The organism is Kosakonia sp. R1.Fl, assembly GCF_023516815.1.
Classification (GTDB): domain Bacteria; phylum Pseudomonadota; class Gammaproteobacteria; order Enterobacterales; family Enterobacteriaceae; genus Kosakonia.
On sequence record NZ_JAMGSQ010000001.1, the window covers coordinates 4,446,470 to 4,469,166 of the forward strand.

Genomic DNA, 22,697 nt, shown 5'->3' on the forward strand with positions numbered 1-22,697 from the left:
ATGCCTCAACCATTTCAAAAGGAGAGACAGGTATGAAGCGTCCAAACTGGTTTCAGGTTTCTGCTGAAGGTGGAAAGGCTATCGGAGCGCTCCATCATTACGCTACTACCGGGACAAATTTACCCGCTGATCTTATTCACTTAATTTTTTTAAGCGTTTCACAGATTAACGGTTGTGCGCACTGCATTGATATACATACTCGCGACCTTATCAAGGCTGGTATGTCCATCGAAAAGATAGTTCTGGTGCCTGTCTGGCGCGAAGCGACCTATTTATTCTCGGAAACAGAGCAAGCGGCACTCGCATGGGCAGAAGAAATTACCCGTATCAGTGAAACACACGCTTGCGATAAAGCCTATTCCGCCGCGCTTTCTGTATTTGGTGAAAAAGATCTGGTTGAACTGACCATTGTTATTGCCACTATGAATGCCATTAATCGTATGGGCATCAGTTTTCGCATGAAGCCGCTCGCTAAAGCCTGAAATGCGGTGCCGGCGAAGCGAGGTTATACATAATCTTCTGAATTTTATAATGAAATAATTATCGGGGGATGCACCTCTTTAAAGATAAAACACCCCTCATACTGATTTTTGGGTGTGACGGTTTCACGTTCGAAAGCATGATGCCAGGCAGTGCTGACATCCGGTATTTGTTGCGCTGTAAGCAAAGTGTATGCCGCCGCAGCGGATAAAAGTTCGACCGAAAGAGGATCGGTAATTTGAAAATTAAACAGCGTTAAATCATTGTGTAAAGCACTACCGCGTTGGGCAAGCTGAGCAATAGAATGACTTTGCAAGGGAAATGCATCCTCAAAATATTCTCGGACGGATTTTAACTGTAATTCTGCCTTCTCAAGGCTACCGCGCCGTTTTATATGAAGATTGTGAAGCATAATTAACATCCGGTGTTCTGGATACGCTGAAGTTAAGTTGATCAAATTTTCAGCCATGCGGAAGTCACGCCATGCAAAAAAGTGTCTTCCCGATCGGGCCCTGAAATATTCATCCCTTTCTCGTTGTTGAATGGGTTGCCATTCCGCGGGGAATGCAGTTACAGCTCGACGAGGAATAGCATCTATTCCAAGGCAAGGAATTTCCCTTGATATTGCCCATGTCAGTAAATTTAAGGTTTCCTGCGTACGTAATATCCCAGGGAAGTTTTGAAGTCGGCAAATGGCAGTTTCATTATATTGATGCGAAAATAACATCCCTTTACTATCCGCTTCAAAAATTAATACAGCCAAATTTTTAAAATAGCGCTCCGCTATATCCTTTCTTAATTGAGTATATTCCGACACACCATGTATGGATTCGCCGAGAAAAATAAAACGCTTGTCGCGAAAAAGGTGTTGCTCTTTAAGAACATAATCCGTTGATCTACGCATCTGAATTATGGGCCGCAAGTGATAATTGCATGCTATTACCTTAACGTTATACGGCGACTACGGACAAGTGATTTGCAGTCACTGAAGCATCACTACTTTACATAAACGGCCTTTAGTGGACGGTGGCCGTTCTGTTTAGCGTCAGCGGACTCAGCCCCGGCTACTAAGGTCTTCGCGCGTTGGCCCCTGAAAGTGGATGCTACTGATATGGCAACTGCGCGGTTGAGTCAGCACAAAACGAATCGTTTCCCAGACCGATCGCCCATCCAGTAGTCGTTCCCCCATTCTGGAGTGATTATCGACTGCCATATCTAACCCGGTCAGTTCGAAATCCGGTGGGTACAGCCCGGTAACACGTATATTTTCCTCAGATAACTGCTGTGACAGTTTCGTTGTAAACCCGCTAAGCCCATGTTTGCTGGCAAAAAAAGCGGGATGGGCAATTGAATCCGTAAAATGCGGGATCGCGCATGAAGATATAATGGAGACGATATCAGCACTGTCTGAACGTCTTAATCCAGGCAGCAATGCCTGGGTCAGTAAAATCGAACCCGTAAGTCCTGAACTGATGGTAGTGATAATTTCTGTGTCAGGCTGATCGTCTAACGTCCCTGACAACCACTGAGCAGCATTGAGAATTAAAATGTCGATGGGCTTGTCTGAAGTTAATAGCTGTGAAGAAAACGAAGAAAGGGACTCCGGCCGGGTTAAATCACAGATATACCCTTTTGCAATGCCGCCTTCGGCAGTAATGATGCTGCAGGTTTTTTGCATATCATCAGCCCGCCGCGCGCAAAAATTCACCTCGACGCCCTCTCGCGCCAGCCACACGCACAGCGCCCGGCCAAATCCCCCGCCGCCACCGGTAATAACCGCTCTTTTACCTCTCAGCATCTTCATGCCTCCTTTTCTTAATGGATATGTGTGATGGAGATATACATGAGGAGACTGAATGACATCTGTCCGTTAGTGCCATTTTTAGTAAATAAACGGCACGACAAGCTGTTGAAAAGAGTGATAAGGGATTAGCGATTTTCGCATCTGGCGCAAGACCGCCCACGAAAATATCATCGGACGGCGATTTGCCCGAAGTTGTAATTTGGGTTCAGGTAATCCTGTATTTACAACTTGACGGTATACCGGACAAAATTATCCAGCACGGCAAGCTTATCATACAGTGCCCGGGCCGGATTGGACTCTCTGGTAACCCAATAGACTTTCGACCATGACTTCGTCCGGGCTTCCTCACATATCGCCTCAATCAGCGCTTTTCCCGCGCCAAGGCCGCGCATAGTTTCATCAACAAAAAGATCTTCAAGGTAACAATGAGGCTGTGTTACCCATGTTCCCTCATGCAACACGCACATCGCAAAACCAACCACGCCCTGTTCGGCTTCCGCAAGCCGACAGATGACATCAGAGTCTGGAGACAACACCCGACGCCAGGTCGATGAGGTAACGTCATCGCTCAGCGTACTGCCAGAAAATTGCAAATATCCGTTCCAGAGCCTTAACCATGCATCGTAATCCTTAGCGTTAACTTCACGTACCTTAAACGACATGTCGTATACCTTGATGAGTAAGTGTTAATTCCATAATAACAAAGCTGATTTTGGGCCCTGGCACTGCTTTCAGGCTTAAAAGTCCCGGATCGCTAATATCCGTTTCTGCCACGAAGCGGGCAGCGCCGGAAGAGATGATATGCGCTCTGAGTGAAAAACGGGAGTTCGCCGTTTATCCCACCGTTGCTGGCGCATGTTAATAATTGAGGAGCATCAGTAATCATTCGGGGTGTTCCGGGCGAGCTTGCCGGCCGCGAACCATCCTGTTGGCGATGGGATAATGTGGATGGAGTGAGCCGGTTGATAAGCTTTATGCAGGCGCTTTACCTGACGTATAACATCCGTGACGTATATTTTTATACGACCGGGCCTTAGTGCCCAATGATGAAAAACGTTTCGGCGATTCTGGCAACCTCCCCCAGCAGGAAGTTTATGATATGCACACAGATAAAAAATTTCGGTTATATCGCCCCCTGAAAGGCATTACGCATACTTTTGGCGACGAGTGGTTTGCGTTGAAAGCCGAAGCCTTTGCCCGTTTTTTTGGTACGCCGACATTTCTGATTGGACAGACTCTCGTCGTGATCGTGTGGATTATTCTGAACGTGGCAGGTGTCGTGAAGTTTGATCCCTATCCATTTATTCTCCTCAATCTTGCGTTCAGTATTCAGGCTGCTTATGCCGCGCCGCTGATCCTGCTGGCGCAAACCCGGCAGGCGGAGCGAGATCAGGCCCATGCGCTGGCGGATGCACAACACCGCGAAGATCTGGACGACGCAATGACGAAACGCCAGATACTCGCCGAGGAGCAATCGGCACAACTGCTGGAATTGCTTAAACAAAATACTCAGTTGACCGAAATGACCCGGGAAATGGCCGAGCGTATCGAAGGACTCACCTTACAACTTGCGCAGCGTGAGCTTCACAAACAGCAGCAGTAAATATCTCGTGGTGACTGGCACCACCGTGAGATCTGCGGGTAGATGTCGGGGCGTTATGGCAGCGATCCGCTCACCTCCTGGATATATCGAAAATGCCCCTCACTGAAGCTTGTCGAATATCTCAGGGCGTGAAGCGGGCATTGAGCGTACCGTTTCTGGATAACTTACCTGGCAGGTTTCGATACTATTCCAGACCCGCTAAAAAGCATGCGGATGCCGAGTCCTATCATGACAACACCTGTAAATCGTTCCTGCCATTTGATAAAGGCCGGGCGTTTACCTAGCCAGTTTCCAAATGTCCCTGATGCCATCGCGACTGAACCCAGGGAAACAATTCCTGCCAGTTTTTGGATACTGCCAAGAACAAGCAATTGCAGCCAGACAGGACCCGCGGTGGTATCGACAAACTGGGGAAGAAAAGCAAACATGAACAGCAGGGATTTTGGGTTAGTCAGGCTGTTCAGGGCGCCTTCCTTAACGGCATTCCAGTCAGAAATTCTGGCTGTTTTTCTCAGCCGGGTATCTGTGCCTGACGTCGCAATCATCTTTATGCCCAACCAAATGAGATAAGCGGCACCTACCCACCTCAGTAGATCAAGCGCAAACGGCCACGCGTGAACCACGGTTACAAGACCCAGAACCAGAAAAGATACCTGTATAAATCCTGCGACGAAAACATTACCCAGTACGGTTAGCAAAGCAACACGTTTTCCCTGACCTACTCCCCTGGCGATGGTCAGCATCATGTCGGGGCCCGGGGAAATCTCCAGAAGCGTCAAAGCGACAAGGAAAGTAATAAAAGTTTCGATGGAAGGCATGATTGTAATGTCCGGAAAAATATTCCTGCTACGTTACCTCACTCTGGTTAGAGCTTAAAGCTGTACTCACCGCAACGTCTGCTTTTGGCACAGAGCGGACCCTCCCATCGTTCTGCAGGTCCGCTCAGCGCGGGAAGCAGAAATTCGCAGCGGTTCCCTTCCTGATGAAGGTATTACGCAAATCACAGTGTGTTAATCAACGTATCGCAAGCCACATAACCCGGGTATTTCGCGGTAATGCTGAGTGATACGCGAGTGTCGTGCTAGCACGTTTTATCGCCGCCAGCCCAGCGCTTAATATCACCTATCTTTGGCGAGCGGATGCCCGTGCTCAGGAGGTTCTTGGTGGTGTAGAGGCTTACCTGCGCGTTGTCGCCATCGCGGCTTTCTATCTCAATTAGCGTGTTGTTAATCAATAACCCCTGTGAAAGAAGCTTTTGATTGATCTCCCCTTTTTTGCGCTCACTGTCAAATTCGCTTAATACGATGACCGGATTTCCTGAATATGCCTCATATTCGAGGCACTGCCTTGCCATGTGCCTGATGGTTCGATAGGCATCAGAAGCCCCTGCCTTGCTCATGAAACTGCCGTCAAAAGAGGACTGGCTGCTTTTAAGTTCGCTGACGGTTATGGCGCACCCGCTGAGCGATAGCGAAAATAACAGGCTTGCCAGAGCAATGTATTTCACTTTTAACTCCATTGTTCAGGTAGATGTCCTCTGCCGGGATCAGCGTTGCGCTTTCGTTCAGGCGGACTTGTGGTGTGGGAAATCAACCGTAACCATCAGCCCACCTTCTGCAGACGTATTGAGGCTTACGCTGCTGTTGTGTTGCTGCGCAACCGCTTTGACGATGGCAAGCCCCAGCCCACTCCCGCTTTGCATCTGATTAGGATCGCGAAAAAAACGGTCGAACACCCGCTCGCGCAATTCAACGGGAATGCCTGGCCCGGCATCTGAAACACGTAACTGCGTGGATTTTTCTAAGGATCGTAACTCCACCTCGACCCGTCCGCCCTCAGGGCTGTACTTCACGGCATTTTCAATAAGGTTATCGATAAGCGACATTAACCGTTCGCGGACACCTGTTATCCAGATTTCATCTTCAGCGTAGAATTCAAGCTCAATCCTGCGCTCAGCCGCGAGCGGCGCCAGCCCGGCCATTCGCTCTTGTATAAGCGTCGTCAGCGGCACAGGCTCCATAACCGTGTCAATGCGCGCTTCGCTGTGCATCATCAGCAGCAACTGATTGACGAGCCGGGCCGCACGGCTATTGCTGCGAATAATCCCTGCCAGTAACTCTTTTTGACTGTCACTGCTGGCATAGGACTGCAAAGCCTCAACATTGATTCGCATTGCAGCCAGCGGGGTACGCAGCTCGTGAGCGGCATCGGCAATGAAAACGCGTTCCCGTTCCGTGCTTTCCCGCACCCTGGCAAGAAACCCATTTACAGCGTCGACCATCTGGCGAAGCTCCCTGTGCTTTGGCACGGCTTTTAAGGGCGAGAGATCGTCCGGCGTGCGTAGGGAAATTTCACTGACCACCCGATTCCACGGGCGCATCGCAATGCGGATGGACAGCCACGCGGGAAACAAAAGAAAAGGAATGCATACCAGCAGCGGCATGACGTAATAGCCACGCGAGTTCAGGTAGATAAAGAAGTTCCAGCCTCCGGCAGGGGTGATAAGGGTGACCTCCGTGTCGGAGTGCGCGGATTTTAAGGTACGGCTGGTCCAGGCGCGACCTTCATTCTGAATTCGCTCAATTTTTCCATAGCGGGTGTTTGTCACCCCGACTGGCGCACCATCAGAGGCATAAATTATCGCTTTGTTCTTGCGCACGATAAGGCTGATGGAGAGTTCTGGATCTTCACCACCACCGTAATCTTCCCGCACCGCTTTACTGAGCGCAGCCAGCACATGCGTTCGCTCCTGCGGGCGATCCTCCATACTCTCAACGACAGTAAAAATGGTTTCGTACGTCTTGCTGCCCGTTAATATCGGCGGGCTACGCAAGTCCTCCCACAAAACGTAAGTCAGAAAAAGACACCACAGCAGGGTGAGCAGTAGCATTTGAGCTACCATAATGCGCCGTACGAACGTTGGGGTTCTCAGATGGCGCCAAAAATTTCGCATCAACCTGCCCCCTTCTCGATCGGTACGGTATCAATGACATACCCAACGCCTCTCACCGTTCGCACATAGCCGTCGCCGATTTTGCGACGCAAATTCCCCATATGCACATCGAGCGCATTACTCATATTTTCTTTTGCGCCAAAGATCCTCTCCTCCAGAAAACTGCGGGTCAGCACGCGATCGGTGCGCAACATCAACGTTTCAAGCAGCGCGTATTCACTTGCCGTCAACTCAACATGCCGTGCATTCACGGTCACGCGTCGCGTCGGCACATGAAGCGATAAGCCGCGAATCTCTATCGCCTCGTTCTCAAAACCGTAACTGCGGCGCGCAAGCGCTCTCACTCTGGCCAACAACTCGGCGAGAACAAACGGTTTGACAAGATAGTCGTCGGCACCGGCGTCCAGCCCGGAGAGGCGATCGTGCAGTGTGCCGCGCGCCGTCAGGATGATGATGGGGATGCCCTTGAGCTGCTGACGCAAGCGCGCCATCAGACTCATGCCATCGCCGTCGGGTAAGCCGAGGTCGAGCAACACAAGTTCAGGCACGCAGGCATCAAGCTGATGCAGCGCATCCTCTTTGCGGCGAACCCATATGACATCAAATCCTTGATCTGCAAGGGCAATACGCACGCCATTGCCGAGATCCAGGTCGTCTTCGATTAGGAGAATTTTCACAATGGTTACGGTATCAACAGTGAATGAAGAACGTCTGAAGAAAAAAACGGTAGCAGGAAATCTATCAGCTTTGCAGCGCCTGTACTTGCTTCATCCTTTCTTCATTTTTGGCTCATGAGAACTTTAGGGTGCGCATACAAAATGAGCGTTCTGGCGTTTAACACCTGCTTGTATCGTAATCATTTGAATCCACAAGGACTTCTTTAATGAGAAACATCAAACTGCGTCATAAGTTCCCCCTTCCACTTTCGGGGCGCAGCCTGAAAAAAATGTTGCCGGGCGCAGTCCTGGCGTTACTGACCACCCCGATACTGGCGGCAGAACAGGATCCGGGCAATGCGTTGACCCTGGGAGGCGGCGCGAATGTTACGCCACGCTACTCTGGTGCGGATAAAAGCCGTGTCACAACGGCTCTGGTGCTTGATTACACAATGGCAAATGGTTTCTTCGTTAGCACCACACGGGGCATCGGTTACGGCAATAACATCGGCAAATTCGATTACAACGCGGCACTGAGCTATCGCGCAGGCCGCAAGGATCACGATGCAGATAGCGACTCGCTAAGCGACGGCAGCGACTACCTGCGCGGTATGGGCGACGTCAAAGGCTCGGCTCTTGGTGTGCTTGGTGTGGGGTACGGGGTGACCAACTGGCTTAATGTGCAATTGCAGGCCGAGGTGCCGGTTTCGCAGCGAAGCAATGGCGCGGCTCTGCATTTCGGCATTAATAGTCCGCTCTACACCTCATCGAGCAACTCCGTGACGCTGGCGCTGACCGGCATTTGGGGAACGGAAAAGTACATGCTGACTTACTACGGGGTCAGTGCCTCCCAGTCAGCCGCATCGGGCTTTACTCGATATGACGCCGGCGCGGGAATTTATGCCTGGTCAACGAATCTTACCTGGACCCACAAATTCAATCAGGACTGGAGCGTGGTTGCCGCAGCAGGCGTAACGCAGTTGACGGGTGATGCGCGCAATAGCCCGATTGTGCAACGAAACACATCGCCCACAGGAAGCCTGCTGGTGACATATCGTTTCTGATCGTTGTTCAACGTGCGCTTCCCGCCCGCTTATGGCTGCGCACGGTCAATAAACAGGCATTCGTTCCGCCCCGGTTCAGCGAACGGGGCGGAACTCAATACAGTGAAGATCCAAAAGCATCTGCCCCAGCCCCGGATAAAACCTGTTAGCTGGCGCATCAGCAGAAGAGCAGGCTCACGTTGCGGACGGGGCGGGATCCGCCAGCAAGGCATCGACAATATCCAGCATGACCCGCAGGCGATCCATATGCCGCAGATCATAGTGATATCCCACCCAGATATCTTTGGACGGTGGCGGCTCCGGCATGCGAATGCTCTGCAAGCCGGGGATGGCATCGCCAAGAGGCCGCGGCAAAACAGCAATCCCCATTCCCCGCTGGCACATCTGCGCCTGAACGGCCCGGCTGGTGCTGGTGAACACACGCCGCGACTGCGGAAATCTGTCAAGCAGCCAGGCAACGTCAGAAAAGTGGGATTGTGCCGTATTCATAAGAATAAGCCCCACTGCGGCCGGGTCGTGCTCCGCGAGATGCGCGATTTCCGGCGTGCCATACAGCGCGTAGGGCATACTCATCAACCGGCGCTGAACAATATCCGGTTCGGTAAAGGGAACGATGCGAAATGCGATGTCGGCATCACGGCGCGACAGATTAAGTAAGCGGTAGCTGGCGATAATTTCCGGCACAATCGCTGGATGGCGGCGTGTCAGTTCAACCAGCACAGGGGCCAGAACATAATTAGCAAACCACTCGGCTGACGATATCCGCAATATCCCTTCAAGACGCTCATGGTTTCCTGCCAGGCGCCGTTCCATCGCCAGCGCGGAGTTTTCCATCGCTTCTGCCAGCGTCATAACCCTGTCGCCGGCATCCGTCAGCACCAGACCATCCCTTGTCCGGCGAAATAGCGCCTGCTGCGCCTCATCCTCAAGCGCCTTTATTCTGCGCCCAACCGTCGGATGGCTCACGCCCAGACTTCGGGCCGCTTCGCCAAAAGAGCCCTTACGCATGACTGCAAGAAATATCCGGACGTCGCCCCACTCCATGCCATTGTCTCTCCGTTCAAAAATGAACATCGAATATACAAAAGTGTCAGTTCCAAAACAATTATGTAGATATCACCATAGCCTCCTCAACCAAACCGCCCCGGGCGGGGATATCAGGAGGCTAAAAATATGCACAAATTAAAAGACAAAGTTGCCATCGTGACCGGTGGCTCCAGCGGTATCGGCGCTGGCATTGCCCGCCAACTGGCGGCTGATGGCGCGAAAGTCATCGTTAATTATGCCTCAGACAGAAGCGGTGCCGATAAGGTGGTTGCCGATATTGACGCCGCCGGTGGGCAGGCCGTGGCGGTTGCGGCAAATGTCACCAAACATGCAGAAGTCGAGGCGCTGGTCAACGCGGCCATTGACACGTTCGGGCGTCTGGACATTGTGGTGAATAACGCCGGGATTTATCAGTTCGCCAGCATCGAAGAGAGCACTGAAACCCTCTATCGCAGACAGTTCGACATCAATGTTCTGGGACCGCTGTTACTGACTGGCGCAGCCGTGCCACACCTCGCTAAAGGCAGCAGCATCATCAACATCAGTTCGTTCGTCACCCACGTTTTTATTGCCGAAAGCGCCATCTACAGCGGCACCAAAGGCGCGATTGACGCCATCACCGGCGTACTCTCACGCGAACTCGGCCCGCGGGGGATTCGCGTCAACGCGGTCAATCCTGGCCTTATCGAAACGCAAGGCAGCCACAGTGCGGGCGCGATGAACTCGGACTTCCAGAGATGGAATGAACAGCAAACGCCACTCGGTCGCATCGGTCAGGTGCAGGATGTTGCCCCGATCGTCTCATTTCTCGCCTCAGACGACGCGGGATGGATAAGCGGTGAGGTGATTCTGGCCTCTGGCGGCATGCGCTGATTTTCCCCACTCGCAGTGCTCGCATCGGGGCGAAACGCCCCGAACCAGCATGCCTAAACAGATTAACCACACAATTTTTGCCATAACAAAACGTCTCTTACCGGGGACGGAACCGCTACCGATGGAGTGTTCTATGTCGGCACATAGCCTCACGCAAGCCGAGCCGCGTCGCTGGGCGATGTTTGTTATTTTACTGGTCGGCGCATTCTTGCCGCCGCTCGATTTTTTTATCGTCAATGTGGCGCTGCCTGCGATCCAGAGCGAGCTGGGCGCCTCTTTCTCCGCTGAGCAGTTGGTTATTTCATCCTACGCGGGCGTGTATGCGGTAACGCTCATTACCGGCGGTCGACTGGGTGATATTTATGGCCGCGGGAAGATGTTTTTTCTTGGGCTTCTCGGGTTTGCCGCTGCATCGCTGTTGTGCGGCGTAGCCTGGTCGCCATGGGTACTGATTACCGGACGCATGTTACAAGGTGCCACAGCCGCTATTATGGCGCCCCAGGCGCTGGCTTCCGTACAGGCTATTTTTCCGGAAGCGGAGAAACCGTTAGCGCTGAGCATCTATGGCGCCGTGTTTGGCCTGGCCTCGGTTATCGGCCAGGTATTGGGCGGTATCCTGATTTCAGCGGATCTGTTTGGGCTGGGGTGGCGGGCTATTTTTCTCGTTAACCTGCCGGTGGCGCTACTGGTCATTCTCTTTGGCCTGCCGTTGCTGAAAGAAACGCGGGCACAATCTGCGCAGCGGCTGGACCCCATTGGCATGCTGCTGGCAACCGTCACACTCAGTACGCTGATTGTGCCGTTGATTGAAGGCCATGAGGCGGGATGGCCGTGGTGGACGTGGCTGTTATTGCTTGCTTTCCCGCTGCTGAGCGCGTTGTTATGGCGTTATGAACGTCGCCTTAGCTGGAATGGCGGTTCGCCGTTACTTGACCCGTCCGTATTACGCGCGCCGGGACTGGGCCAGGGGCTGGCGATCGTGTTGCTGTTTTATTCCATCGCGGCTTTCTTTCTTTTGTTTTCTGTCTATCTCCAGGGCGCGTTGCATCTGAACGCCCTGAGCGCAGGCCTGCTTTTTCTGCCCTTTGGCGTTGGCTTTCTGATTGGGCCGTTGCTGACGCCTTACTTGCGGCGTTTTGTCGGTAATTACCTGAGCGCAATCGGGATGGGATGCGAGACCGCAGGGTTAGCCGGTATGGCATGGTTGATTGCCAGTACGCTGACCGGCAGCGCGCCTGCCATAGCGCCGCTCGCCGTCCTGCTTTTTGTCACCGGTCTTGGCCAGGGGCTGGCAATGCCAACGCTGGTGCGGATGGTAACCGGCCGCGTTGCGCCAGAATTTTCAGGCATGATTGCCGGCGTCACCAGTTCGGCATTACAAATCAGCACGGCGCTGAGCGTCGCCGTTATCGGCGGCCTTTTTTACAGTATGTTGGGTAACGGTAAAAGCGGTGCGAATATCACGCATGCCTTTATCGTCGCGCTGCTGGCGATGGCGGTATGCCTCGCCACAGGCGCTGGATTAAGTATCCGGCTTATCCGGCGCTCCAGCGGTCTGTCTTCAGCACCGGCCAGCCTTTCCCTTAAGTAACGCAACCAGCGTCAATCGGCTGAGCGAATAACCAGCGAATTCGCCCAGTCAATTGGGCGTCCGTTTTTTTCACATCCACACCTGGTACACGCCGCGCGGCCTCTTTTCCGGGATCAAAAAGCCAATTGTCGCGGCCTTGCAAAACATCCTCGCCAGCCTGATACGCGGCGAAGAGATGGGGAACGGCAGCCATTGCACTTTGCAACAGCTCAGAGGGGAATATCCCCTCTATGACTTTTTTGCAGTTCTCGTTCGGCGCAATTAGTAAGAGAAGGGGGAACGACGCTGCGCCTCTTTCAGCATCATTTGGGCATCTTCACCCGCCGCAGTATAGAGCGGCGCACTGGCATCCCGCGCAACCGCAAGAATGGCATTCGCGACATCATCCGCATGCGTCACGGGCGAGTTGCTATCGCCCACACGCTGGATAAACTCCTGCACCATTTGCCCATAGGCGGGATCATCGATGCCTGCAAAATACTCGCGCGCATTCTCGCCAAACTTCGTTTCCGGGGAGCGGCCCGGTAACACCACATGAACACGAATACCAAAAGGCCTGGCTTCAATGGCGAGCGACTCGCTCCATGCATTCAGCGCCGCTTTACTGGCGCGATAAAGGCCAATCAGCGGCATCGCCCGGGTGGTCACGGATGAAGAGACGTTAATGATCACCCCTGATTTTTTCTCTCTCATCAGCGGCAGAAACGCCTGGGTTAATGACAGCGTCCCCAGCACATTGGTGTTCATTAACTGCTGCGCGGTGGCAAGCGGCGTAAGTTCGACCGGTACAGGTGCGCCAAAACCCGCATTGTTCACCAGAACATCAATCGCGCCCGCCGCTTTCACGACATGGTTAATGCTCTGCGCGGAAGTAATATCGAGCGGCAGGATCGTCAGTTTGTCGCTGGCGGGCAAACAGGTCGGGTCAGGTGTTCTCATGGTGGCAATCACTTCCCAGCCCTGCTGTAAAAAAAGTTTTGCTGCGGCAAGACCAAAACCTGAAGAGCAACCGGTAATCAGTACAGTTGACATATGTGATCCTCTTTGGTGGCAAGAGCAACGATCATAGCGGCCACCAGCCGGACAATATATAATCAAAAGTCCCGCAAACTTTAGAGATAGTCCAATGTCAGATCCGCTAACCGATATTGTTGCCCTGCTCAACCCCAGGCCATCGCATTCAAAACTCGTTGAAGGACGCGGGCAGTGGCGTATTGTTCGGGAATCTGGCGGAGAGGCCTTTTACTGCGCCGTACTGGAAGGCGAATGCCTGATCACTGTTAACGGCAAAGGTCCAACATTACTGGTTGCCGGTGATTTTATTCTGATACCCGCCGCGTACGTTTTCGAGAACACCAACGCGGGCGGAGCTGGCTCAACTGACATCACAACGCCTACGATTATCAGCGAAGGGCATGTGCGGATTGGCGCAACCAGCGGGCCCGCCGATCTGATCATGTCTGTCGGCCACTGTGAATTTGATACGCCGGATAAGCAACTCATCGTCTCTTTGCTGCCAAATGAGATCCTGATTAAAGGGCAACGGCGTTTCGCCACCTTGCTTGAACTTCTGCTGGATGAAAGCCGGGCCAGGCGACCAGGGCGCGACGAGGTATTAATGCGGCTTTTACAGCTGCTGCTGGTCGAGTCGTTACGCAGTAATGATGATCTGCCGAAAACAGCTGGCATCCTGAAAGGGCTGCAACATGAAAAGATCGCCGTCGCGCTGCATCTGATCCATGAAAAACCGGGCGTTGAGTGGCAAATCGCCCAGCTCGCCCGCCACGCCGCCATGTCCCGCTCGGCTTTTTTTGCCGCTTTCAGTGAGACAGTCGGGATGCCGCCGGGGCAATATCTTCTCTTCTGGCGCATGTCGTTAGCGAAAAAAGCGCTGATCAGCAGCAAAGAGAAAATCGAACAAATTGCCTTTCACGTCGGCTATCAGTCAGCGAGCGCCTTTAACGTGGCATTCACGCACTATGTGGGCGTTCCCCCTGGCGTTTTCAGACGCCAGAATGAGAGCCCGCAAACGCGTTCCCCGGCATTAAGCAAGGAGCAGGCTTTTCCTTAAGCCCGCACCCGCTTGCCAGAAGGGCATTTTATTGCGCGGCAAGTGCCGTCACGACGTCGCGGTAAGTATGCAACTGGCGGCCAAGAAGCGTGACCAGACGCTCTCTGTCGCCATCCTGCGGGAGCATGCCGTGGCTGACGTAGCGCTCAGCCATCAGGCGCATTTCGTAGGCCATCCATTTCGGCATAAATTCCGCCATGCTTGCTTCAAATGCACCCGGGTTATCTCCGCCGTAGATAATCTCGCGGCCCAGCACCTCGCTCCATACGGCGGCGGCACCCTCCCCCGTCAGCGTATCGGGACCAACGAGATTAATCGTCTCGACAGGCAGTTTTCCGCTCGCCCGATCGCGTCGTATCAGTTCAATGGCTGCCACCTCGGCGATATCGCGGGTGTCCACCATCGCCAGGCCAATCCCGCCGATCGGCATCGGATAAACACCGTGATTCATGACCACATCCTTAATCATGGCCTCATTGTCGATAAAGTAGGTTGGCCGCAGGATCGTGGCGCTAAAGTCCATCGCTTTAAGCATGCGCTCGGCGCCATATTTCACGGCGAAGTGCGGCACATTGACGGCAACATCGGCGCCAAAGACGGAGAGATAAACCACACGTTCAACGCCGCACTCGCGGGCAATGTTGAGGGTAATCATCGTCTGGGTATATTCGTCGCTGGTGACCGCATTCAGTAAAAACAGCGTCTTGATACCGCGAAAGGCGGCGCGTAAGGCGTCGATATCCAGCAAATCGCCTTTCACAACATCTACATTTGCGGCAAAGCCGGCCTTTGCGGGGTCACGGGTTAGCACGCGGAAATCAGAGCCGCGGCGAAGAAGCTGGTTAACAACATGGCGGCCGACGCGGCCAGTGGCTCCGGTGATCAGGATGGTCATGGTATTTACTCCGTGGTGTTTGGTTGGTGTGAACAAACACTATCGCGATCCATTTTCGCGTTGAAGATGCTATTTTTTAGATGGTTCGTTCCATAAATGAGACACCCCCATGGATATTAATGCCCTTAAAGATTTCCACCTCATCGCAGCCTCGGGCGGGATCGGCGCGGCCAGTCGCGCCAGCGGAAAACCCAAAGCAACCCTGTCACGCAGGCTGACGGATCTTGAAGAGGCGCTCGGTGTGCGTCTTATTGAACGCGGCGGGCAGAGGCTGCACATCACTGAGGCGGGTGAACGCCTTTTGTCACGCACCGTTGGCGCAATCCGTGACATTGATGAAGCGGTCGAATCCGCGCGGGAAGCGTCGGCAAATCCCTCCGGATGGCTGCGTATTGCGGCCCCGCTGCTCTTTTCGCAACTGGCTCTTGGGCAGCTTTTGGCTGAATTTCGCCGTCGCTATCCGCGCATTTATGTGGAAGTGATTGCTGAAAATCGGATGAGTGACCTGGTGGATGAGCATTTTGATGTCGCGATACGTATTAATCCGCACAAAAACAGCACGCTGGTTGGCAGGCAGTTTGCCAGAGACAAATTGGCGCTGGTGGCGGTTCCCGCGCTTGAGATGCCGCTTAGCGATGCGCAAAGCGCGCCTGCGATCCCGGCAATTGTGATGTCAACTTATTCGGACGGCGAGCTTTGGACTGTTCAGGGCGGAGAGCGTCGTTTCGCGCCGCAACCGGTGATGCGCCTCTCTTCCCTGCTGACAGTGCGGGATGCCGTGCTGGCGGGTGCCGGCGCGGCAATGCTTCCGCAATCCATTGTCAGCCAACAGCTGGAAAAAGGTGAGCTGGTGTGCTGGGGAGAAGCCGATACATTGACTGAGCTCTGGGTGCTGCACACCTCCCGTCGCCTTCAGAGCCCCAAAGTTAAGGCTTTCGTGGCGTTTATCTGCGAGCACTATCCCACCGGCTGGTTCGCTGTCTGAACCGGCCGATTCGGGTATTAACCGGAGATAAATGTCTGTTAAGTAAAAGAGTTAGCACAGCGCTGTAATGACATTATTCTTGATTGCCCAACCACGAGCGAATTCTCGCGCTGTACTGCACGGGGGTCTGGAAGGGAGTGTTATTCTGCGTAGAAAACCACCAACGCTATGCGAGGTTCCTTTGCCCTTAAATCTTCATATCCGCCCTGCTCGTGCTGATGAGGCGCCAATGCTGGCTGAACTCCGCGTTGAGGCTATGCGCCCGAGTCTTGAGGCGATCAACAGATTCGATCCCATCAGAGCACGCGAACGCTTCCTTTCAACATTTACGGATAAAGAGACGTTCATCCTTTGCTACCAGCATGAGATCGTGGGGTTTTACGTGCTGCGGGATTTCCCGACGTACCTCTATCTGGATCACTTCTATATCAACAATAAATTTCAGGGGAAAGGCGTAGGAAAAGGGGTTGTAAAACGCATACAGCAAAAAGCCAGAAACCTGGGGAAATCTATCCGACTCATCGCGTTGAAAGCGAGCCCGGCAAATGATTTCTACCGCGCTTTAGGGTTCATGTTTGAGCGCGCTGAAGGCGTTGATAATCACTATATATGGCCATGCGTTGACGCTGAATGATGCACGCCTTTTCAGTGAGCTGAGGCAAGGTCGTTGAAGTAAAACAGTACCGCTGGCAGCAGAGCGGTACGATAGCTTTAGCGGAGGTTGCCGCCAAGTTTACAGGCGGTTTATCACGTCAGCCGATAGTGCGACTGCACCAGACCCGAAGGGAAGCTGCGGCTTGATAACAGCGTCAAATCTATATCCCCATTCAGGGCTCCGAACAACGGTTTTCCCGAACCGAGCAGGACAGGAACGGTAGTGATAACGATATCGGCGATCAGACCTTCGCGCAGGAACGACTGTATTACCTGCCCGCCATCGATATAGACGCGATGCGCGTTCTGCGCCGCCAGGTCAGTAAGCACCTCCCCAGGCGTGCGGCATGAGAACTGCACTTTACCCTTCAGCTTCTCGGGCACGGGAGTATCGGTTAGCTGTCGGGAGAGCACCAACACGGGTCGGTCATAAGGCCATTCGTCGAAGGTCAGCACCTTCTCATAGCTGCCCCGCCCCATAACGATCCAATCTTTGTCCGCAATAAATGCTGCATAGCCATGATCTTCTGTCGGGTCATCGCGCTGCAACAACCAGTCGATGTCGCCATCCTGTCGGGCGATATAACCATCAAGACTGACCGCGATAAAAACATGTGTGGTGACCATCAGATGCTCCGTATTCAGGTTGCATATATCCCGTTGAGTTTAGTGATGTTTGCGATATTGGCCTGCTCCCTGTGGAAAAACGTAACATGAGAGCAGCAACGTTCCCATTATGGATTAAGGCAAAAAATCGTGTGGTGTTGAGTCCAGGTTGGAGCAAAAAGCCGTGATCTGCTCCCCATAAAGCAACCTATCGCCATGTTAACAACGCCCGCTCCTGGCACTCAGCAACTGGTCAAGGGGCAGGCATGTCGGCAGTCAGTATTTATCAATGATGCCCTGATTGACGACATAAAAAAGCAATAGTCTGGGGGCTATTGACAGCCTGTTTACGCCTGAGTAGGCTCACCGGCACGTCGCGAAAAACGATCCTTTCTGCTGCTGAATTGATCGCGTACACGTCGATTCTGTTTCCTTACAGTTTGACCAGCGTCTTCGAAATCAACCGCGTTGTTGCCATGACATGGCGAAAGCGCTTATCGCTACCCGTCGGTAGCGGCACGATAAACGGAGCGTACCTATGTCAAACTCAAATTCTGACCCGCAGTTATCTGTCCATTCTCTTCCTGCTTTTTCTGCTCCTGTGTGTGTAGACGGTAATAACACGATGAAGGCAATCCGTTATCACGCTTTCGGTGGGCCTGATGAATTACGCATTGATGAAATTCCTGTTCCTCACGCCGGGCCTGGCGAGATTCGTATTGCTGTGCATTGTGCCGGGGTGAATCCATCGGACTGGAAACGCAGAGAGGGCCAGTATCAGGCATTCGAAGATGGGGTGTTGCCACTCACGGTGGGCGTGGAGGCCAGCGGCGTTGTTGATGAGATTGGCGATGGCGTTTCCGGCGTTGCCATCGGCGATGCGGTATTCGGTTTTGGTGATGGCACCGTCGCGGAGAAAGCCATCCTCTCGCACTGGGCGGTCAAACCCGCTGCAGTATCTTTTGCGGTGGCAGCAGGCTTGCCCGTAATGACTGATACGGCCAGCCGGGCACTCGATGAAGTGAATATAAAAACGGGGCAGACGCTGCTGGTTAGCGGGGCGGCAGGCGGTGTAGGAACGGCTATCGTCCAGCTTGCCTGCCTGCGCGGCATAACCGTTATTGGTTCAGCAAGTTCCCCCAAGCATGGCTATCTCGCCTCATTAGGTGCCATTCCGACCACGTACGGTCCCGGTTTACAGGAACGAATAACTCACTTAGCGCCGGGAGGTGTTGATGCGGCCATTGACGTTGCGGGTTCCGGGGTCATACCTGAATTAATTTCAATCGTGGGACATCCCGCTTGCGTGCTTTCCGTCGCGGATTTATCTGCAGAGCAGTATGGCGCGAAATTTTCCCACGGCCCGCCTGTACACCCGGAGCTGATCCTCGCAAATATTGCCCGTCTCTGTGCCGATGGCCTGTTTAAACTTCATATTGACGGCGTATACCCACTGCAACAGACTGCCGATGCACATCGGGTAAGTGCAGAAGGCCACGTAACCGGCAAACTCGTCATCAAGGTTTGCTGAAGTGCAGCTTGCCGGAAGCAATCGGGTTACCCGTCACGTCTCGCTCTTCAATTCGGGCGCAGCCTCGGTGCCTTCCGCCATGCAATGCACAGTCATCAGGTTGAGGTTATCGGTTGTCAGACATAGACAAATTTTTCGCCGGCCATCGATAACGCAGAGAGCGATTCATCTTCATGCCAGCCGGATGCAAGGCACCGTGGGCCATAAGTTTAGGCCCATGAGCCCTGCAAGTTTCTTCGCCGTTAACGGTGTTCGCTCAGCGCGGCAATATCCTGCGGGGTTGTACGGCAGCATCCGCCAATAATTCTCGCTCCCGCCGCTAACCACTGGGGCAAATATACCGCTAAGGATCCGCAGCTCCCGCCGTGTGTATGCCACGCCTTAGTAACGGCGTCATAGGTTTCACCAGAGTTCGGATAGACAACCAGAGGCAGCGGACTGAGGCTTTGCAGATGTTTGAGGGCGGCGGTGGTTTTACTCAGCGCAATACAGTTAATCCCCAGCGCAACGATTTGGGGACAACCAGACAGCGCATTTACCACCTGGACCAGCGGTGTGCCATCGCTCAAATGCTTGTCGTCACGTAAGGTAAAAGAGAACCACGCCTGCGCTTGCGGATATTCAGATAACAGGTCTGCCAGCGCTGTGATTTCGGCAAAAGAAGGTAACGTTTCACAGGCCAGCAGATCGGCACCGGCATTGAGCAATGCATCAATGCGCGGGCGATGAAATGCCTGAAACGCCTCGTGGCTGCACGCGTAGTCGCCGCGATACTCCGAGCCATCTGCCAGATAAGCACCGTATGGCCCAACAGAGCCCGCCACCAGCAGCGGACCGGCATTGGGGTTTTCTGAGCGATAAATGTCACTCGCCTCTTTTGCCAGTTTCACACTCTGTGCAATCAACGCTTTCGACTGCGCCTCAGTCAGCCCGCGAGCCGCAAAACCAGCGGGTGTGGCCTGGTAACTGGCGGTAATGGCTATCTGTGCGCCCGCCCGAAAGTAATCCAGATGCACGTCCCGAATACGCTGCGGATTTTCCATTAACACTTTGGCCGACCAGAGATTATCGACAAGGCTGCATCCGCGCGCTTCAAGCTCAGTGGCCAGGGCACCATCCAGCACAGCAAAGGGATGATGTTCAAGTAGCGTGGTCAGGGAGTTACTCTGCGGCATAGTCAGCCTCCTTCAAGGTTGTTTTCCGGGTGAGAAAATAGGCACCGTAGCAAAAGGCGACAAACGGCAAACCACAATAGAGCGCAATGCGTTGATCCGCATCGAACGCCAGCCCGATGCAGGCCAGCAGACACAGCACGAATCCAAGTACCGGCACCAGCGGATACCAGGGTGCCCGGTATTTCAATGCCGCAGATGGCTTGCCCGACTGTAAGTGGCGGCGACGAAAGACAAAGTGGGCCGCGCAGATGCTGAGCCAGACAGCGACAACGGCAAAGCCAGAAATGGCACTGAGCGCAACGAAGACAGTATCAGGGGCAATCACGCTGGATAACAGCGCCAGCAGACCGCCAAGCATAGAGACAGAAAGCGCTATCAACGGCACGCCATTTTTGTTGACGCGGGCAAAACAGCCCGGCAACGTTTTTTCGTTTGCCAGCGACCATAGCATACGACCCGACGCATAGAGCCCGGAATTCGCCGCGGAAAGGATAGCGGTCAGGATGACGAAGTTAAAAATATCGGCCGCATACGGAATGCCGATTTTTTCAAAGACCAGCACAAACGGGCTCTTCTCAACCCCGGCCACATTTGCCGGAACCAGCGCGGCAAGGACAAAAACGGTGCCGATAAAAAACAGGATCAAGCGGGCAATCGTCGCGCGGATCGCGACCGGGATAGCCTGGTGCGGATTTTCTGTTTCACCCGCCGCGATACCGATAAGCTCCGTACCGGAAAAAGCAAAATTGACCGCCACCATGGTCATCAGAATGGGCAAACCGCCGTGCGGGAACCAGCCTTCGCGGGTGAGGTTAGAAAGCCCCGGCGACGGTGAACCATCCTTCAGAGAGATAAACCCGAAAATCACCCCGCAGCCCAGGATGATGAAGACGAGAATGGTCGCGACTTTAACCAGCGAAAACCAGAACTCCCCTTCGGCAAAGAAACGCGTTGAAATCGCGTTAAGACAAAAAATTACCGCACAAAACAGGGCGCTCCATATCCAGACTGGAACGTGCGGGAACCAGTACTGCATACAAAACCCGGCGGCGGTAAAACTTGAGCCCAGTGCAACTGTCCAGGTAAGCCAGTAGAGCCATGCCACGGTATACCCTGTCGCCGGACCGATATAGCGCGCCGCATAGACATGAAAAGCGCCGGTTACCGGCATCGCCACGGAAAGCTCGCCAAGGCACTGCATCACCAGCCAGACGACCAGCGCCCCAATCAAATACGCCAGCAGAGTCCCTGCCGCACCGGCGGTAGAGATAATGTATCCGGTATTAAAAAATAATCCTGTGCCAATGACGCCGCCCAATGACAGCATAATCAAATGGCGGGTTTTCATGGTGCGCTTAAGCTCGCCATTTTCTTGTTGTGTTTGCATACCACCTTCTAAACGTATAGATGTCTAAATGTCCGTTCCGGGGTACTTTATATCGTCATTATCAACAAAAGGCCAGCACCAGGCTGACATCCGGGTTGAGACACGCAGAAGCAAGGGGCGTACAAAGATCGGGAAAGCGGTTTTTTCAGCACACGACCGGGAGGAAACAGGATAAGAATGTCGGGTATCCGGATGCCCCGCCGCAGGAGTGAAAATATCTGTGGCTGTGGGAATGAGTCCTTTTGAAGGGGTTATACCAGCGGGCTTTCGCAGCGCAACGACGCAAGCGATACAACCCTGCGCCCTCTGGTGTAACCCGACGAGACGCAAATCCATTATTTTCAATTACATGGATTATGGACTCAGGTGAAATCCGATAATTTTTGCCCGGAAACGATCAGCTCGTTGAGCAACATCTGACGGCGCTCCTCCGGCGTATCGCGACTCACCATAAAGCAGATTGCAGCGACCGCCTGCCCGCTTCGGGAACGAATCGGTGCGGCCATACAGCAGGTAAAACTCTCTGATAAGCCTTCGGTCAGGCAATATCCCAGTTGCCCGGCACGATGGATATCTTCGAGGAAGGCCTGTTTGTCGAGGACTTGCCCGCTCGCCAGACGGTAGTCCTCTTCGGGAATGAGATCGAGAATGGCACTATCCGACCAGTTACTGAGCAGCAGGCGACCGGTGGCAGTCCACGGAATCGGTACCCGCACCCCGACATCTGAGGTGATTTTGAACGGATGGGCATTACTTTCCGACAGCACGACGGTGTACTTATTCCCTTCCAGCATACAGAGTTGCACCGTCTCGCCATGACGGGCAACGATCTCAACCATTAACTGATGTGAGCGGCGGATCAGATCGTTATGGGCCATGTAGTCCGCACCGTAATAGTGCATTTCACGGCCGAAGAACACCGCACCGTCGGCATCCAGTTCAAGCAACCCGGCCTCACTCAGCAAGTTAACAAGTTCATATACGCTGGAACGCGGCGCGCCGGTGGCGTCGATCAAATCGCGCATCGCCATGGGCTGACGAGCGATATGCAACTGGCGAAAAATGTCGATAACCCGGTCAACACCGCGCGCCCGCGATGGCTTCTCGTCCGGCATAAGCAAATTCTCCTGATGCAGTCGGGCGGTCGCGCCAGACAGTAAAAAAGAAAAGCATCATACACCCAGCGTTACCGTTAACCCATCCCCGTTAATTAAAATTTCGTCGCCAGCGTTTATATTTCTTTGTTCTATTTTGGGGCCTCATTTTAGCGCATGACCTGCAGGTTATTTTTTAAATAACGACAGCGGTAACATTTCCAGCCA

23 protein-coding genes are annotated in these 22,697 nt (G+C 53.4%); 9 read left to right on the top strand and 14 right to left on the bottom strand.

What is annotated here, in order from left to right; all coding sequences use genetic code 11:
* The first annotated feature begins 32 nt into the window (after window positions 1-32).
* A complete protein-coding gene (locus tag M8Q36_RS21025) occupies window positions 33-482 on the top strand; it encodes a carboxymuconolactone decarboxylase family protein (RefSeq protein WP_160270775.1) in 450 nt (149 codons plus the stop codon).
* 44 nt (window positions 483-526) lie between these two features.
* Here M8Q36_RS21025 and M8Q36_RS21030 read toward each other — a convergent pair whose 3' ends face one another.
* The 3 genes from M8Q36_RS21030 to M8Q36_RS21040 form a co-directional block, all read right to left on the bottom strand.
* Complete coding sequence (locus M8Q36_RS21030; protein ID WP_249882241.1) at window positions 527-1,384, bottom strand: TraB/GumN family protein; 858 nt, start codon at window positions 1,382-1,384, stop codon at window positions 527-529.
* Between the two features lie 150 nt (window positions 1,385-1,534).
* Window positions 1,535-2,278 carry an SDR family oxidoreductase gene (locus M8Q36_RS21035; RefSeq protein WP_502825497.1) on the bottom strand — a complete coding sequence of 248 codons (744 nt, stop codon included), beginning with the start codon at window positions 2,276-2,278 and terminating at the stop codon, window positions 1,535-1,537.
* 227 nt (window positions 2,279-2,505) lie between these two features.
* Window positions 2,506-2,946 carry a GNAT family N-acetyltransferase gene (locus tag M8Q36_RS21040; protein WP_249882243.1) on the bottom strand — a complete coding sequence of 147 codons (441 nt, stop codon included), beginning with the start codon at window positions 2,944-2,946 and terminating at the stop codon, window positions 2,506-2,508.
* 437 nt (window positions 2,947-3,383) lie between these two features.
* On the opposite strand from M8Q36_RS21040, the gene M8Q36_RS21045 reads away from it, so the two are divergent.
* Window positions 3,384-3,887: a DUF1003 domain-containing protein gene (locus M8Q36_RS21045; RefSeq protein WP_249882827.1), complete on the top strand. Its 504-nt coding sequence runs from the start codon at window positions 3,384-3,386 to the stop codon at window positions 3,885-3,887.
* Between the two features lie 164 nt (window positions 3,888-4,051).
* Here M8Q36_RS21045 and M8Q36_RS21050 read toward each other — a convergent pair whose 3' ends face one another.
* From M8Q36_RS21050 to M8Q36_RS21065, 4 genes are all read right to left on the bottom strand, one after another.
* Window positions 4,052-4,705 carry a LysE family translocator gene (locus tag M8Q36_RS21050; protein WP_249882244.1) on the bottom strand — a complete coding sequence of 218 codons (654 nt, stop codon included), beginning with the start codon at window positions 4,703-4,705 and terminating at the stop codon, window positions 4,052-4,054.
* Between the two features lie 263 nt (window positions 4,706-4,968).
* Window positions 4,969-5,406: a hypothetical protein gene (locus M8Q36_RS21055; RefSeq protein ID WP_283945980.1), complete on the bottom strand. Its 438-nt coding sequence runs from the start codon at window positions 5,404-5,406 to the stop codon at window positions 4,969-4,971.
* A 45-nt stretch (window positions 5,407-5,451) separates the two neighbouring features.
* The gene (locus M8Q36_RS21060; protein WP_249882246.1) at window positions 5,452-6,840 is read right to left on the bottom strand and encodes a sensor histidine kinase; all 1,389 of its coding nucleotides are present in this window, start codon (window positions 6,838-6,840) and stop codon (window positions 5,452-5,454) included.
* Window positions 6,840-7,517 (bottom strand): response regulator, encoded by a 678-nt coding sequence (locus tag M8Q36_RS21065; protein ID WP_065368789.1) that lies wholly within the window; start codon window positions 7,515-7,517, stop codon window positions 6,840-6,842. The genes M8Q36_RS21060 and M8Q36_RS21065 overlap by 1 nt, the downstream gene beginning before the upstream one ends.
* A gap of 206 nt (window positions 7,518-7,723) precedes the next feature.
* On the opposite strand from M8Q36_RS21065, the gene M8Q36_RS21070 reads away from it, so the two are divergent.
* Window positions 7,724-8,560: a MipA/OmpV family protein gene (locus tag M8Q36_RS21070; RefSeq protein ID WP_249882247.1), complete on the top strand. Its 837-nt coding sequence runs from the start codon at window positions 7,724-7,726 to the stop codon at window positions 8,558-8,560.
* 174 nt (window positions 8,561-8,734) lie between these two features.
* On the opposite strand, the gene M8Q36_RS21075 is transcribed toward M8Q36_RS21070, so the two are convergent.
* Complete coding sequence (locus tag M8Q36_RS21075) at window positions 8,735-9,604, bottom strand: LysR family transcriptional regulator (RefSeq protein ID WP_249882248.1); 870 nt, start codon at window positions 9,602-9,604, stop codon at window positions 8,735-8,737.
* Window positions 9,605-9,733: 129 nt separating this feature from the next.
* Between M8Q36_RS21075 and M8Q36_RS21080 the strand changes: the two genes are divergently transcribed.
* Both M8Q36_RS21080 and M8Q36_RS21085 read left to right on the top strand, forming a co-directional pair.
* On the top strand, window positions 9,734-10,480 hold the full coding sequence (locus tag M8Q36_RS21080) for a glucose 1-dehydrogenase (RefSeq protein ID WP_249882249.1): 747 nt from the start codon (window positions 9,734-9,736) through the stop codon (window positions 10,478-10,480).
* Window positions 10,481-10,613: 133 nt separating this feature from the next.
* Complete coding sequence (locus M8Q36_RS21085) at window positions 10,614-12,071, top strand: MFS transporter (protein WP_249882250.1); 1,458 nt, start codon at window positions 10,614-10,616, stop codon at window positions 12,069-12,071.
* Window positions 12,072-12,332: 261 nt separating this feature from the next.
* On the opposite strand, the gene M8Q36_RS21090 is transcribed toward M8Q36_RS21085, so the two are convergent.
* On the bottom strand, window positions 12,333-13,103 hold the full coding sequence (locus M8Q36_RS21090) for an SDR family oxidoreductase (RefSeq protein ID WP_249882251.1): 771 nt from the start codon (window positions 13,101-13,103) through the stop codon (window positions 12,333-12,335).
* Window positions 13,104-13,197: 94 nt separating this feature from the next.
* Between M8Q36_RS21090 and M8Q36_RS21095 the strand changes: the two genes are divergently transcribed.
* A complete protein-coding gene (locus M8Q36_RS21095) occupies window positions 13,198-14,142 on the top strand; it encodes an AraC family transcriptional regulator (protein WP_249882252.1) in 945 nt (314 codons plus the stop codon).
* A 28-nt stretch (window positions 14,143-14,170) separates the two neighbouring features.
* Here the strand turns inward: M8Q36_RS21095 and M8Q36_RS21100 are convergent, their stop codons facing one another.
* A complete protein-coding gene (locus M8Q36_RS21100; protein WP_249882253.1) occupies window positions 14,171-15,037 on the bottom strand; it encodes an SDR family oxidoreductase in 867 nt (288 codons plus the stop codon).
* A gap of 109 nt (window positions 15,038-15,146) precedes the next feature.
* On the opposite strand from M8Q36_RS21100, the gene M8Q36_RS21105 reads away from it, so the two are divergent.
* Window positions 15,147-16,022: a LysR family transcriptional regulator gene (locus M8Q36_RS21105; protein ID WP_249882254.1), complete on the top strand. Its 876-nt coding sequence runs from the start codon at window positions 15,147-15,149 to the stop codon at window positions 16,020-16,022.
* Window positions 16,023-16,251: 229 nt separating this feature from the next.
* On the top strand, window positions 16,252-16,656 hold the full coding sequence (locus tag M8Q36_RS21110; protein ID WP_249882255.1) for a GNAT family N-acetyltransferase: 405 nt from the start codon (window positions 16,252-16,254) through the stop codon (window positions 16,654-16,656).
* Between the two features lie 113 nt (window positions 16,657-16,769).
* On the opposite strand, the gene M8Q36_RS21115 is transcribed toward M8Q36_RS21110, so the two are convergent.
* Window positions 16,770-17,303 (bottom strand): dihydrofolate reductase family protein, encoded by a 534-nt coding sequence (locus tag M8Q36_RS21115; RefSeq protein ID WP_249882256.1) that lies wholly within the window; start codon window positions 17,301-17,303, stop codon window positions 16,770-16,772.
* A gap of 604 nt (window positions 17,304-17,907) precedes the next feature.
* Between M8Q36_RS21115 and M8Q36_RS21120 the strand changes: the two genes are divergently transcribed.
* Window positions 17,908-18,813, top strand: coding sequence for an NADP-dependent oxidoreductase (locus M8Q36_RS21120; RefSeq protein ID WP_249882257.1), 906 nt, complete (start codon window positions 17,908-17,910; stop codon window positions 18,811-18,813).
* Between the two features lie 242 nt (window positions 18,814-19,055).
* Here the strand turns inward: M8Q36_RS21120 and mmuM are convergent, their stop codons facing one another.
* The 3 genes from mmuM to M8Q36_RS21135 all read right to left on the bottom strand — a co-directional run bounded on the left by mmuM (window position 19,056) and on the right by M8Q36_RS21135 (window position 22,490).
* Window positions 19,056-19,988 carry a homocysteine S-methyltransferase gene (gene mmuM, locus M8Q36_RS21125; protein ID WP_249882258.1) on the bottom strand — a complete coding sequence of 311 codons (933 nt, stop codon included), beginning with the start codon at window positions 19,986-19,988 and terminating at the stop codon, window positions 19,056-19,058.
* Window positions 19,975-21,375, bottom strand: a complete 1,401-nt coding sequence (gene mmuP / locus M8Q36_RS21130) for an S-methylmethionine permease (protein ID WP_249882259.1) — start codon at window positions 21,373-21,375, stop codon at window positions 19,975-19,977. The genes mmuM and mmuP overlap by 14 nt, the downstream gene beginning before the upstream one ends.
* Window positions 21,376-21,737: 362 nt before the next feature.
* The gene (locus M8Q36_RS21135; protein WP_249882260.1) at window positions 21,738-22,490 is read right to left on the bottom strand and encodes an IclR family transcriptional regulator; all 753 of its coding nucleotides are present in this window, start codon (window positions 22,488-22,490) and stop codon (window positions 21,738-21,740) included.
* Window positions 22,491-22,697 lie beyond the last annotated feature (207 nt).

Bases quoted from the DNA above. Each gene is read 5' to 3' on its own strand.
- M8Q36_RS21120 (WP_249882257.1), top strand. From the start codon at position 17,908: ATGAAGGCAATCCGTTATCACGCTTTCGGTGGGCCTGATGAATTACGC.
- M8Q36_RS21085 (WP_249882250.1), top strand. From the start codon at position 10,614: ATGTCGGCACATAGCCTCACGCAAGCCGAGCCGCGTCGCTGGGCGATG.
- M8Q36_RS21045 (WP_249882827.1), top strand. From the start codon at position 3,384: ATGCACACAGATAAAAAATTTCGGTTATATCGCCCCCTGAAAGGCATT.
- M8Q36_RS21100 (WP_249882253.1), bottom strand. From the start codon at position 15,037: ATGACCATCCTGATCACCGGAGCCACTGGCCGCGTCGGCCGCCATGTT.
- M8Q36_RS21055 (WP_283945980.1), bottom strand. From the start codon at position 5,406: ATGGAGTTAAAAGTGAAATACATTGCTCTGGCAAGCCTGTTATTTTCG.
- M8Q36_RS21115 (WP_249882256.1), bottom strand. From the start codon at position 17,303: ATGGTCACCACACATGTTTTTATCGCGGTCAGTCTTGATGGTTATATC.
- M8Q36_RS21095 (WP_249882252.1), top strand. From the start codon at position 13,198: ATGTCAGATCCGCTAACCGATATTGTTGCCCTGCTCAACCCCAGGCCA.
- M8Q36_RS21035 (WP_502825497.1), bottom strand. From the start codon at position 2,278: ATGCTGAGAGGTAAAAGAGCGGTTATTACCGGTGGCGGCGGGGGATTT.
- M8Q36_RS21040 (WP_249882243.1), bottom strand. From the start codon at position 2,946: ATGTCGTTTAAGGTACGTGAAGTTAACGCTAAGGATTACGATGCATGG.
- M8Q36_RS21030 (WP_249882241.1), bottom strand. From the start codon at position 1,384: ATGCGTAGATCAACGGATTATGTTCTTAAAGAGCAACACCTTTTTCGC.
- M8Q36_RS21050 (WP_249882244.1), bottom strand. From the start codon at position 4,705: ATGCCTTCCATCGAAACTTTTATTACTTTCCTTGTCGCTTTGACGCTT.
- M8Q36_RS21090 (WP_249882251.1), bottom strand. From the start codon at position 13,103: ATGTCAACTGTACTGATTACCGGTTGCTCTTCAGGTTTTGGTCTTGCC.
- M8Q36_RS21070 (WP_249882247.1), top strand. From the start codon at position 7,724: ATGAGAAACATCAAACTGCGTCATAAGTTCCCCCTTCCACTTTCGGGG.
- mmuM (WP_249882258.1), bottom strand. From the start codon at position 19,988: ATGCCGCAGAGTAACTCCCTGACCACGCTACTTGAACATCATCCCTTT.
- M8Q36_RS21075 (WP_249882248.1), bottom strand. From the start codon at position 9,604: ATGGAGTGGGGCGACGTCCGGATATTTCTTGCAGTCATGCGTAAGGGC.
- mmuP (WP_249882259.1), bottom strand. From the start codon at position 21,375: ATGCAAACACAACAAGAAAATGGCGAGCTTAAGCGCACCATGAAAACC.
- M8Q36_RS21060 (WP_249882246.1), bottom strand. From the start codon at position 6,840: ATGCGAAATTTTTGGCGCCATCTGAGAACCCCAACGTTCGTACGGCGC.
- M8Q36_RS21080 (WP_249882249.1), top strand. From the start codon at position 9,734: ATGCACAAATTAAAAGACAAAGTTGCCATCGTGACCGGTGGCTCCAGC.
- M8Q36_RS21135 (WP_249882260.1), bottom strand. From the start codon at position 22,490: ATGCCGGACGAGAAGCCATCGCGGGCGCGCGGTGTTGACCGGGTTATC.
- M8Q36_RS21025 (WP_160270775.1), top strand. From the start codon at position 33: ATGAAGCGTCCAAACTGGTTTCAGGTTTCTGCTGAAGGTGGAAAGGCT.
- M8Q36_RS21110 (WP_249882255.1), top strand. From the start codon at position 16,252: ATGCTGGCTGAACTCCGCGTTGAGGCTATGCGCCCGAGTCTTGAGGCG.
- M8Q36_RS21105 (WP_249882254.1), top strand. From the start codon at position 15,147: ATGGATATTAATGCCCTTAAAGATTTCCACCTCATCGCAGCCTCGGGC.